Below are 12,363 nucleotides of genomic sequence, written 5' to 3' on the forward strand. Positions count from 1 at the left end.
TAAACTTCCCCCCCGCTCTTAGACGAAGCGCTCCTTGATGTAGGTGATGGCTTGGTCGCCAGTCATTTCACGCGAAGAATTGCCGTTGCGGACGTAAAATCGATCCTGCGCTGCTCCCCCCTTGTCTGCCAACTTGACATAGATCGGCTTGTTGGCCGACAGGATTTCGACGCGGCAGATTTCCTTCTCGTCAACTTCAGGAAAGGCAAGCTTGAGCTTGGTTGCAGCAAAGGCCTCGCCGAACGTATTGATAATCAGGGTCTTTAGATGGAGTTCGAACTTATCGCGATTGCCTCCGTTTAGCGATTTATAGTCATTGTCCAGACCCTTAATCTCGCCACTGTCGGCAACGCCGATCAGAAGCGTGCCACCATGAGCATTCGCGAAGGCAGCAATCGTTTTCATAATCACGGCCTCCAGTTCCTTATTCACATTTCCAAGCTTGATGTCCCAACGCAAAGTCTGCTTGAACTCGACCTCTTCGTTCTCACCTTCGATGATCATATCCTCGAGCGAGACTTTTTCTGCAACTGCATGGGTCTCAGCCAACCCCTCGAGCCATAAGTTCAGGCTTTCGGCAAGCATCTTGCGGCGGGTCTTCAGGAAGAGCTCGTAATTGTCTACTTGCCAAAGTTCCTTGTCTTCAGGGATGAGCTGCAGGCCAAGCGCGTTTGGCTGATTCTGTGCAACGCCCAAGAGATAGCCCTCTGTTTCCTTCGCACCCTTGGATCTGTTGGCAGTCTGAGTAAGAATTGCACGGTTTGTCAGTTCCTGCGCTAGTTGATAGCGAAGCCTGTTCTCCTGACCATATCCAGCTGCCTTCAAGTTTGCGAAAGCGAAAATATGATCGTATTCTAGCTTGTATTTCTCGCCCATCGGTTGGTGAATGGAGACGCCTGTCGTGAGGCACTTTGCACCCCGGCTTTTCAGATGCCAGCGCAACAAGCCGAACAAAGGGTTTTGGACCGCACTGCCAACAAATTCATCAGGGGTGATCGCGATGTTGCCGCCACGATCCTCACGGATTACATCCAGCAGCCGATCGAATGGCATTTCTGATGTCGCGACAATCTTGAGATCGTGATCAAGCTTCTGTGGAAGCTGACTGACGTAGCGTCGGCGAACCTGAGAATAGTAAAACCACTTCACAACCTTCTGGAGGTCGTTGTGGCTAAGATTGCAGTTCATCCAGTAGCAGTATGCGACGATTGGAATGACTGCATAAATCGAGTTGATCTCGTCGGTATGGTCAACGAACGCATGGCCACGCAACAGGTTCGCCACATAGTCCAGAACCTTTTCATCGAGCGCCTTCCAGACATCTCGTATCGCATCGTTATTGTCGACCGAGTGCAGTTTACGCATATCGGAGCCGCCCTGATGCAGAATGGCCAGCAACGCGTAGACGATGAAATCCAGCTTGAAGATGAAGCCGTTCCTCCTCAGCGCGTCGAGCTTCTTTTTGAAGGCCTCGCGAGCCTGAGGCCAGTATCCGGAGATTTGAGCCAACGCGAGTTCGGCGTCCGTCAACGCCACGCCGCCAGCATTGACGATATAGAAGATATCAATCGCTTCGCGCAGTGAAGCCTTAATTGGGATGTTTTGCTCTGGAAAATCCCGATCTAATACCGCCTGAATGGTCTGAAAGTGTTGGGCAATCTTCTTTCTGTCATCGCGGCTCAGTTCTCTACCAGATGAAAGTAGACGGTCCTCAACTTCAAAAGGAAGTACCTTTTTCCGAAATATCTCCGTGATGGCCAGCCAACGCGGGTCAGTCTCCATCCTCTTGTTGTAATACTCAATCTCCAGTGTTTCGATATTTACCTGCAGTCCCCGCGTATCTTCTGTGATCTCTTCGAGAGTGTAGTAAGGCGGCAGCTCGCCGCGGATCAGCATGTACAGCGTCGTGACGCGCTGCTGGCCATCGAGCAGAATCTTGATCGCCCCCTGGAGTGGATCATAAACGTGCGCACCCTTCAACTCAGGCGGCTGGTTGGTATCCCAGGTGAGGATGGTGCCTGTCGGATAGCCCTTGATCATCGAGTCGATCAGCAGCTTAGCATCCTTCTTCTTCCACACATATTCGCGCTGGAAGGCCGGCACGAAAAGCTGTCGTTCGTCGATCTTTTCCAGAATGCTGCTGATTTTCATGATGCAAATCGATCCTTCATAAAATTCGTTGATCCCAGGCCGGCTTCACAGATTTCGACAATCCAATGTCACCAATCCTATCGGGCCGTATTCGCCATCTGCCTCTCGAGTGGGCTGTGAGAAGTATTCGTCGGTCGGAACGATGTAGGTGGGAATCTTTCCGTCACGCATTTGCGTTTGACCATTAAGTTTTCCCACACTTGGAAAGAACAGACGTCTTCCTTGTTGGGAACATACTAGGAAATGCCAAGGCACACATCGCGCTTCCAACGAAGCAATATCTTGATAGCCGTGTCTCTTGATTCTGCGGGCATCGCCAATCAAGCATCCCACCTCGTAACGGGACGACATGACTGACTTGCGCCAACGCGATTTTGCGCTTTCCTCTGAGTAAAAACATAGGATTGGCAGCAGTCGATCACGCTTGGCTTCTGCGATCAGCATGTCGATCTGCGGGTGCGGTGCCGACTTCGCCTTATAGGTAAAAAGCCCTGGGAACTGCAGGGTATTTTTAGGCAGGCGTTTTGCCTGTACCCGCATCTTCAGCGTATATTTTAGGCCTATCAGGTGCCATTCCCAATCAGCGCCGTTGCGTGCCTCTTGTCGCTTTGTATAAGTTCTGATGTTCACTTCTGTGGAGTGGCGACGCCATATCTCCAGCAACGTGCTCTCCGTGATGGTTTCTTCGCTGTAAGAAATTGCCGACCCATACGCCAGATGCAGATTTCTGGAAACATCATCCCCGAGCTCCTGAAAGGTTCTGCAAAGAGATTTACCAGAGGACTTCAATGTGCCGGCTCCGCCAAAACTTCGGCCTCCGACAGGCAGATTTCGCCGGACATAAGCTTGGGGAGGAGAAGGTCGCGGGTTTCCGCAAGGGTCAATGACTGTTCGGAATTGGAAGTTACTAAGTCACGCAGCGGCATCACCAAGCTTTCAAATGCCAACTGCACTGGTTCCGGTGCAACGGGAAATACCATCGCAGAAAGCGACGCTGGGCTAAGTTCCGTCTGACCAGTAGATCCGTGCCCCAAGGTCTCAATAAGCGCTTCCTGTCCTTCCATGAAAAGTGACAGGACTAGCTTAGAAACCTTTGAAGTGTCGGCCCTGCAGATAGTGACGTGACTATCTGCAGTTGCCGCCTGTTTAAGCCCTCGCACTGTAGCCACGCGACCGAGAGTGCCAACTCCGGTGGAATTCACCACCACGTCATATTCTTCAAGAAGTCTGTCATTAGCCGGTCTTTTCGCCGCATCGTGCCGTCGAGCGAGAGCAAGATTGACAGCCTTATTGCGTATGCACTTCTGATTGATAACTAGAATTCCCTCATCAGAATAGGAGGGCGCAAGGCCTCTTCTCAGTAGAAGTGTAACGTCTCCTACCTGCCTTTCCTCCCACCCAGCGGGCAGCCCGTCGTCTCCAATCTTATCGGGGAACAGATGAGCAAGGGCTTGTGCCCGCTCGGTGTCCTGCACGAGGCCGCCCATGATGGTGAGGGGATCGGTTGCGCCTTCCAGCTTACGGCGGGTGGGGCCGAAATCCACGAACCAGTCACGGAAGATCGCTTGCGCCATCGCCTCCAGCGTCTCGTTCATCCGCCGATTCAGTTCGATCTTGTCGTCTAGGGAGCCGAGAACCTCTGCGATCGCGCGCTGCTCTCTTAACGGCGGTGTCGCAATGTAGAAGGATTTTACTTCCGGGAAGTAGATCGTCTGATGCACAGAGCCACTCGCGAACCGAAGGAGGGCATCTCCCTCGGCGATAAGTGCATACTTCAGGAATGTGGCTTCCAGATCTTTAGAACACGACCAGTTCACAAAGTCCTGGCTGGTTGCCATCGGTCGCCCCATGACGACGACATAACCCACGGAAGCGGTACGCGACAAGCAAACTGTATTTGGAGGCAGCACACGCGCAGCTGAATTAGCTATGCCATGTTCGTTCGTGTATTCCTTCGTTTCATAGATCGTCCGACCATGATTGCCCGTAGCGTCCCTTATACCTATCCAAGGTATATCCCCACCCCAATATTCCGGTTTTTTTCTGCTCGGAGTGTGTCCACTTTCCAGACGGGCTAGGTCTGTAAGCAGCCTCCATTCCCATCTACTGGGTGGTGAGCGGTCAGGCTTTCCCACTGCTAAGGCGAAATCACCGTCGATCCTAGCGCTGGTCGCCTCGCGTCCACCAAGCTTGCGTTTCGTATTTGCCGTCATGACTGCACTAAGCTCAGATTGCGGCGGATACGCTCTTCGACGCTTCTAGCCGCAGAAAACTGTTCTTCAAGCTGCGACTTCAGTGAGGAAATGCGCTCGTTAAAAGTGATCCCGTCATCTTCAACGTCTTCGGCTCCCACGAAGCGTCCGGGGGTCAAGACATACCCTCTGTCACGCACCTCCTCCAGGCTAGCGGATTTGCAGAAACCCGGCTCGTCCGCATAATCCGCCCAGCCGTTCTTTGCCCGCGTTTCCGACTTCGAGCGCCAGCGGTGATAGGCACCCGCGATCTTGTCGACGTCCTCTGCCGTGAACTCGCGGCGCACACGGTCCACCATGAAGCCCAGCTTGCGAGCATCGATGAAGAGGATTTCGCCGCGCCGGTCGCGGTGGCCATTGGCGCTCTTGTCGCGGGCCAGGATCCAGAGGCAGGCGGGGATCTGGGTGGAATAGAAAAGCTGCCCCGGCAGGGCAACCATGCAATCCACCTGATCCGCCTCGATCATCGCCTTGCGGATCTCGCCTTCGCCCGATTGCTGGGAAGACATGGAGCCATTGGCCAGCACCACGCCTGCCGTGCCGCGCGGGGCAAGGTGATGGATGATATGCTGCAGCCAGCCGAAGTTGGCGTTGCCGCTCGGCGGCCTGCCGAATTTCCAGCGGGCATCCTCCGCCAGCCGCTCGCCGCCCCAATCGGAAATATTGAAGGGCGGATTGGCGAGGATGAAATCTGCCTTCAGGTCCGGCAGTTCATCACGATGAAAACTGCCCTCGTTGTTCCAGCGGATATCGGCATCTATGCCCTGCACGGCGAGGTTCATCTTGGCCAGACGCCAGGTGGTGTGGTTGATCTCCTGGCCGTAGACGGCAATGTCATTGCGCCGTCCACCGTGTTCCTCGATGAACTTTTCCGACTGCACGAACATGCCGCCAGAGCCGCAGCAGGGGTCATAAACGCGGCCCTTATAAGGCTCCAGCATCTCCACCAGGGTGCGCACCACAGAACGGGGCGTGAAGAACTCGCCGCCGCGCTTGCCTTCGGAACTGGCAAAGCCCGAGAGAAAATACTCGTAGACCCGACCCAGCAGATCCTTGGCCGTGTCCTTGCTGTCATGCAGGCCGATGTTGGAGAAGAGGTCAATAAGCTCGCCCAGCATGGTCTTGTTCAGCGTCGGGCGAGCATAGTTCTTCGGCAGAACGCCCTTTAGCCCCTCGTTCGACGGGAAGCGCTCAATCGCCTCCATTGCCTCATCGATCAGCTTGCCGATCTCCGGCCGCTTGGCATTGGCTTGAAGATGGCCCCAACGGGCCTCTTTCGGCACCCAGAAGACGTTCTCGGCGAGATACTCCTCCGGATCTTCAGCGTCAGCATATTCGTCTGCTTCCAGCTTGGCATGGAGGCCATCGAAGGCGTCGGATATGTATTTCAGGAAGATGAGGCCAAGCGCCACGTGTTTATATTCGGACGGCTCCAAATTGCCCCTGAGCTTATCCGCAGCCTTAAAAAGCTCCGTTGAGAAATTGAGGTCACTGGTCGCTTCTTTTGACATGGCACCGATTTCGAATCATTTTGTTTCTTTGAAATCGACGCTAGTTCATCAGCCGAATCACTGTAAACTATTGATCTTCAAGCTACGGTAGAAATCGATAAATAATTCCAGGCTTATTAGCGCAACGCCCCACCAAAGCACATCCGCTCCAATTCACATTCGAATAGCGTTCGGGTACTCTATCGCTTTTATTTCACGCTCAGCACAAATTTTTGCCAAGCATTCATCATCTCACGTCTCTTATCTAGCAAATCTGTACGGTGATAAGCAGCTTCCGTTGCGCTGCCTATCGTATGCGCCAAAGCGCGCTCCGCAACATCACGAGGATAACCACTTTCGGAAGCCCAGTCTCGGAAGGTCGATCTAAATCCATGAGCAGTCGCTATTCGCTTCGGTGCATCGCTTTCAACTTCCTGATCGCGCAAAAACTTAGTTAAAATCATATCGCTATATGGCGTACCCTTGCGCGATGCGAAGACCAATGAATTGTTCGATAATGCATTTTGCTGTTTATATCGGAGTATTTCTACGACACGAGACGTCAAAGGCACACGATGAGCGACCTTCGCTTTCATTCGTGACGCAGGGATAGTCCATATCGATTTATCAAAATCGACCTCATCCCACATCATCAATCGGATTTCGCCTGAACGCGTAGCAGTCAAAATGAGGATCTCCAGCATCAACTTTGTGTCGCTGACGTTACCCCGAGCAATCTTATCAGCGTAAATCGCTGGTAATGATCGCCATGATACGGCTGGGTGGTGATCCACGCGATGACGCTTGCTAGGCTGCTGGGGAAGAAGCTGTTCAACCACACCAACGGGACTTGCCACAATAAATCCATGGGCAGCACACCACTGCATAACTTTATCGCAACGCTGTTTTACACGTGAGGCCGTTTCAGGCTTTTCAAGCCATATAGGTCGTAGACAATCAGCAAAATGACTTACCGTAATCTCATCAACCTTTTTACTGCCTATCTTTGGAAAGACGTATTCCACCAAGGTGTTTATCCATTGATCAATATGCTTTTGGTTTCGAAAGCCGGGGGAAGCTTGCGAATGAACTATTCGCGCTGCGCTCTCGAATGTCGGCATATCGCTCAGAACACGTTTCTGCTCATCTTCACGTTTACGCTCTTCAAGCGGATCTTTACCGACTTCGACCATCTGTCGTGCAATCCACGCAAGGTCCCTTGCAGCCTTGATAGAAACCGTCGGGTAACTGCCAAGTCCCATATCACGGCGCTTTCGCGTTTCAGGCGATGTAAAGCGAAAGATCCATTTGCCAGCGCCAATATTAGCTGAGGGTATCAGATAAAGACCTTTTACCGAAGTGTCGCATATCGGCTTATCGGTTGGCTTTATTTTTCTCGCTTTTGCATCGCTGATCATTCTAACACCGCTAATAAGTCAACACGGGCTCTCAGCCCATCATCCAGCCCATCAGCAAGAGTAAGATTGCAGGATACGACTTGAGATTAAGTGGTGCTATGCGTACGCTATATAACTATAAATTACAATGGCTTGTGATATATCCTGATAGAGAATAGCATAGGTTGAGATCGAAAAATTAGCGGACACCCTCTCCGCCATTTTCTTCATCGAAATCCATAACCTAGCATCGCAGCAATACTTCTCTGTGCCCAATGAACCATGCTAGAAGGCAGCATGAGTGTGTTGTCATCCGTCGCCCCCATCTATAATCCGCCGCTGGAGCCCTATGTCTCCATCATTCATAGCGATGCGGATCTTCTGGTGCTGGACAAGCCAAGCGGGCTTTTGTCCGTCCCCGGTCGGCATCCCGCCCTCTCCGACAGCCTTGCCACGCGGGTGCAAAAGCAGTTTCCCCGCGCGCTGATGATCAACCGTCTGGACAAGGACACGTCCGGTCTGGTCCTGATGTCGCTGAACAAAAAAGCCCACGCCTATGTCGCAGCGCAGTTCGAGGCCCGGACGACCGAAAAATCCTACATTGCCAAAGTCTGGGGACATATGGACAGCGACGAAGGTTTCATCGATCTGCCGCTGGCTATCGATCCCGAGAACAAGCCGCGCCATCGGGTCGACCACGAGCATGGCAAACCGGCCCAGACACGCTGGCAGGTCTTGAGCCGCGGTGAAAACAGCACGCGCCTGCGTCTCTCTCCCCTGACTGGCCGCACGCATCAATTGCGCGTCCATATGCTGGCAATCGGCCATGTCATTCTGGGCGACGAGTTTTATGCGGACGGCGCGGCACTGGCAGCAGCCGACCGCTTGCTTCTGCATGCGGAACAGCTAGCCTTCCGCCATCCCGACGGGCGCGACGTGACATTCACCGCGCCTTGCCCGTTCTGATCCTGTGTTGAGATCATAGATGTCGCAGAAAATAGATACATCGGAGCTGGTTGTCGATTTCGTCGGCGGTGCTGTCGGCCACCGGTTTCGTTCCGGCGAAGGACGCGGGCAGGCGCTTGCCAAAGCCGTCGGCTTTACCGGCAGCGTCACACCGGAGATTGCCGATGCGACGGCGGGTCTAGGACGCGACGCATTTCTGCTCGCTTCGCTTGGCGCTCGCGTCACCTTGATCGAGCGCTCGGAAAAAATGCATGCCTTGCTGGCGGAAGGCCTCGCGCGCGCCGCGGCAGAAGGTGGTCAATATGCTGAGACGGTGGCGCGCATGACCTTGCTGCACGGCGATTCCTGCGAGCTGTTGCCAGCGTTGCGGCCACAGGTGGTGCTGGTCGATCCGATGCACCCGCCACGCGGCAACACGGCGCTCGTCAAAAAGGAAATGCGACAGATCCGCGAGATTGTCGGCACTGATCCCGATGCGGAAAAGCTGATGCAGGTGGCGCTCGAAGCGGCGGTCAATCGCGTGGTGCTGAAGTGGCCGTTGCGCGCCGAACCGATGGCGGGCTTGCGCAAGCCGTCACATCAAATCTTGGGCAAAAGCACCCGTTACGATGTATTCGTCAAAGCTAAACTTATATAAAATCTTGCCGTAAAGCCGCCAGATTTGTCGCCCCCGACAATGCGGAACAATAAAGCTGTAGCAGTTTTGATAATTCGGTTTAATTTGGAAACGCTGCATTTCGTAAAACGTAATTCATAATATTATTGAGGGCGTATGAAGACACAGATGGATCTGACGACAGCGCCGATCAATCAAGCGCTGTTGCTCTTCGCCTTACCGACGCTTGGATCGTCGATCCTGCAATCGGCAAACGGTTCCATCGATACGATCTGGATCGGCCATTTGCTCGGAACGGATGCGTTGGCGGCCACGACAAACGGCAATCTCGTCATGTTTCTGCTCACGGCCTTTGTCTTCGGTTTCGGCATGGCATCGACCATTCTGATCGGACAGTCTTTCGGGCGCCGCGATCTCGAAACCGCGCGCGCCATCACGGGCACCACGCTTGGCGCTTTCGTGCCGATCAGCATACTTGTTTCCATTGCTGGCTGGTTTCTGGCGCCGCATGTCCTTACACTGTTGGGCACGCCGGACATAATCGCGCCTCTGGCCCGCGCCTTCCTGCAAGTCACCTTCGTGGCCATGCCTGCCATCCTCATGCAGACAATCCTGATGATGGCCCTGCGCGGCAGCGGCGACTCCATCACGCCTTTGATTTTCATGGGGCTGGCGGTCATCCTGGATATCGTCTTCAATCCCCTGCTCATCCTCGGGATCGGTCCGATCCCGGCCTTGGGCATATCCGGCTCGGCGCTCGCCACTGCGGTTGCAAATTACATCAGCCTCGCAGCCATGCTGTTCTACATCTATCGCAAGGATCTCCCCTTGCGTTTGAAAGGCGCGGAACTGCGGTTTCTCATACCAGACCTCAAAGTGCTGAAACTGATCTTCAGCAAGGGGCTGCCGATGGGAATCCAGATGATCGTGGTTTCTAGCGCTATGCTGACCATGATGCGGCTGGTCAATCAGGAAGGCGTCGATACGACAGCTGCCTTCGGCGCAACCCAGCAGCTTTGGACCTATGTGCAGATGCCAGCCATGGCGCTTGGCGCGGCGGTCAGCGCCATGGCCGCCCAGAATATCGGCGCCGGCAACTGGGACCGTGTCAGCAACATCACCCGAACCGGTGTGCTCTATGCGATCCTGATGACCGGCGTTCTTGTGGTTGTCCTGCTCATGGCCGACCGGCAGGCGATGGAGATATTTCTCGGCGCTGACAGTTCTGCGATCCCGATCGGCCAGCATATCGGCAAAATGGCAACCTGGGGCTTCATCGCCTTTGGCGTCTCCATGGTCCTGTTCGGAACGGTCCGCGCCAATGGGCAGGTGATCTGGCCACTCATCATCCTTTTCGTATCAATGTATCCGGTTCGGCTCGGCGTTGCGATTGGCTTGCGCGATTGGCTCGGTGTCGATGCACTATGGCTCAGCTTTCCGGTCGCCATGCTATCCACCATGCTGATGGCGGGCGTTCTTTATCTTCGCGGCAACTGGCGCGAAAACAAGTCGATGAAGGTCGACAAATATGAACAGGAAAACGTTGTCGCTTCGACATCGCAGACGGCTGAAGCAGCTCCGTCCTGCAATGCGCTGGCACCGAATGCACCGGCTGTGATGGAGGGAAGTGCATCCAGCGTGCGGTAAATGCGCCTGCAACCTGATGACTGCATGATCAGTCGGATGCGTTGAAAACAATGCAAAATTAGCAGTGCCGACCTGTTGCAATCTCTCTTTGCTTGGTTCATATAGCGCGGGCCTGACAGAATCGGTTCTTGATAGAATCGACTGGCGCGAGCGGGTGTAGCTCAGGGGTAGAGCACAACCTTGCCAAGGTTGGGGTCGAGGGTTCGAATCCCTTCGCCCGCTCCAGTTTTCTGATCAGTCTAGCTTTCAAAATCCCGGCTTCGTCCGGGATTTTTGCTTATAAGCGGTCTGAGTCCGCCTCGAACCGCAACCACTGTCTCAGTTGTTTTTCAGGAACTTGAACGGAACGCCGGAGATGAGCGCCTTCACATAGCGCTTCTTCTGATAATAGCCGTTCAGCGACACACGCGGCAGTCTCATAAGGGATTGAATGCTGTCACAGCTCAACACGCCCGGCTGGGTGGTCACCCCAACGGCAAACCCTGCATCTGCAACTGCGGACGTCTCTCGTTCACCAACGGCAGTCGGCCAGCCATAGGGATAAGAGAAAGAACGCGGCCGCTGCCCGGCATAGCGTTCAATTGCTGAAGCGGAGCGTTCTATCTCCTGATGCAGCCTGTCATTACCCACACGACGCAGATTGACGTGATTGACCGTATGCGCGCCAAAATAAACCAACGGGTCGTTCGCCAGTAAGCGCAACTCGCCTTCATCCATCACCAGATCTTCGACAATCGCCATTGGTGCCACGCCATGGAGCTGCGCTGCCGCATCGATCCGGCGCACAGCTTCATCTTCATCGATAGCCTGAACAAAGTCTGTGAGCCGATCAAAAGCTGCTAGCTTTGCACTGAGTGTCTCGCAGCGAACATCGACCATCCCTCTGCCAAAATCGAAAGCGAAGCGCGACGCTTTACGCGTCAAGGCTTCGGCAGTTTCCCACCATGCGCTGCGCTGCCGTTCCACAAACCCGGGATTGATAAAGATCGTATAAGGCACAGAAAATTTCGCGAATATCGGCGCTGCGAACGTGGCGTTGTTGCGATAGCCATCATCAAGGGTGAACGCCACAAATTTGCGCCTGTCGCCCTTATCAGCAAGCAAAGCTGGCAGGTCATGCAAATGAACGGGCGTTAGCCCTTCACCGATCGCCGCGCTGACCGCTTCTTCCAGAAACTCCGGTGTGACCGACAGATGTGCATTTGGGGAAAAGGGCTCCGCGACCGCAGGGCGAACATGATGCAAGGTAAAAATCACGCCGCGTCCGGCGGCATTTGGGAATATCGAGCGAACGAAGGGGACAGCAGCCACCTCAAGCCCGGCCCTGATCATGCCGTAGCGTAGAGAGGCGCACATCCCCTGAAACGATCGCATTGCACCGCGCGCATCTGAGCGCGCCCCCTATTAAGTAAAAATCAAAAAGGTCATTACACTATGGTTCGTCAACAAGTCATTGATGTACGTTGATAGGTACTGATTCAGGTCAGTACGAGCGCCTTATAGCGCTCTGCGAGGTACTAACCGCGTCGGGCATTGCACAATCTGAAATCTCGTTGGCGAAGGACCTTGATACCGTATAGCTATCTCGGCATCAAATTCTTTAGATGTATTTAATAAACGCCAGGCACTGCGTTCTCTGGCGCTTTTGAGTACCATGGTATGGCTCAGGCTTTGGTCTTTTTGACACCAAAAGAGCCCTCCACTATTTGTTCCCCCTTAAAACGCCAAAAGCCCCGCATTGTTTATGCGGGGCTTTTGTGATGATTTGGTTGCGGGGGCAGGATTTGAACCTGCGGCCTTCAGGTTATGAGCCTGACGAGCTACCGGGCTGCTCCACCCCGCGT

The 12,363-nt window shown here is 54.0% G+C and carries 9 protein-coding genes and 2 tRNA genes; 4 read left to right on the forward strand and 7 right to left on the reverse strand.

Annotated features, from left to right (window positions below):
• Positions 1-18: 18 nt before the first annotated feature.
• The 5 genes from FIC94_RS20445 to FIC94_RS20465 all read right to left on the reverse strand — a co-directional run bounded on the left by FIC94_RS20445 (position 19) and on the right by FIC94_RS20465 (position 7,311).
• On the reverse strand, positions 19-2,151 hold the full coding sequence (locus tag FIC94_RS20445) for a GmrSD restriction endonuclease domain-containing protein (protein WP_140026221.1): 2,133 nt from the start codon (positions 2,149-2,151) through the stop codon (positions 19-21).
• Positions 2,152-2,196: 45 nt separating this feature from the next.
• Positions 2,197-2,940 (reverse strand): DUF6615 family protein, encoded by a 744-nt coding sequence (locus FIC94_RS20450; protein WP_140026222.1) that lies wholly within the window; start codon positions 2,938-2,940, stop codon positions 2,197-2,199.
• A complete protein-coding gene (locus FIC94_RS20455) occupies positions 2,937-4,364 on the reverse strand; it encodes a restriction endonuclease subunit S (RefSeq protein ID WP_140026223.1) in 1,428 nt (475 codons plus the stop codon). The genes FIC94_RS20450 and FIC94_RS20455 overlap by 4 nt, the downstream gene beginning before the upstream one ends.
• Positions 4,361-5,914 (reverse strand): class I SAM-dependent DNA methyltransferase, encoded by a 1,554-nt coding sequence (locus FIC94_RS20460; protein WP_140026224.1) that lies wholly within the window; start codon positions 5,912-5,914, stop codon positions 4,361-4,363. The genes FIC94_RS20455 and FIC94_RS20460 overlap by 4 nt, the downstream gene beginning before the upstream one ends.
• Before the next feature lie 188 nt (positions 5,915-6,102).
• Positions 6,103-7,311, reverse strand: coding sequence for a tyrosine-type recombinase/integrase (locus FIC94_RS20465; RefSeq protein WP_140026225.1), 1,209 nt, complete (start codon positions 7,309-7,311; stop codon positions 6,103-6,105).
• Positions 7,312-7,587: 276 nt separating this feature from the next.
• Between FIC94_RS20465 and FIC94_RS20470 the strand changes: the two genes are divergently transcribed.
• The 4 genes from FIC94_RS20470 (at position 7,588) to FIC94_RS20485 (ending at position 10,744) form a co-directional block, all read left to right on the forward strand.
• Complete coding sequence (locus FIC94_RS20470; protein ID WP_140026226.1) at positions 7,588-8,256, forward strand: pseudouridine synthase; 669 nt, start codon at positions 7,588-7,590, stop codon at positions 8,254-8,256.
• A gap of 19 nt (positions 8,257-8,275) precedes the next feature.
• Positions 8,276-8,893 (forward strand): class I SAM-dependent methyltransferase, encoded by a 618-nt coding sequence (locus FIC94_RS20475; RefSeq protein ID WP_140026227.1) that lies wholly within the window; start codon positions 8,276-8,278, stop codon positions 8,891-8,893.
• A gap of 135 nt (positions 8,894-9,028) precedes the next feature.
• Positions 9,029-10,519: an MATE family efflux transporter gene (locus FIC94_RS20480; protein WP_140026228.1), complete on the forward strand. Its 1,491-nt coding sequence runs from the start codon at positions 9,029-9,031 to the stop codon at positions 10,517-10,519.
• 150 nt (positions 10,520-10,669) lie between these two features.
• Positions 10,670-10,744, forward strand: a tRNA-Gly gene (locus FIC94_RS20485).
• Between the two features lie 93 nt (positions 10,745-10,837).
• Here FIC94_RS20485 and FIC94_RS20490 read toward each other — a convergent pair.
• Both FIC94_RS20490 and FIC94_RS20495 read right to left on the reverse strand, forming a co-directional pair.
• On the reverse strand, positions 10,838-11,893 hold the full coding sequence (locus FIC94_RS20490) for a polysaccharide deacetylase family protein (RefSeq protein ID WP_140026229.1): 1,056 nt from the start codon (positions 11,891-11,893) through the stop codon (positions 10,838-10,840).
• A 392-nt stretch (positions 11,894-12,285) separates the two neighbouring features.
• Positions 12,286-12,362 (reverse strand) — tRNA-Met (locus FIC94_RS20495).
• Position 12,363 lies beyond the last annotated feature (1 nt).

This window comes from Ochrobactrum teleogrylli, from assembly GCF_006376685.1.
GTDB lineage: Bacteria > Pseudomonadota > Alphaproteobacteria > Rhizobiales > Rhizobiaceae > Brucella > Brucella teleogrylli.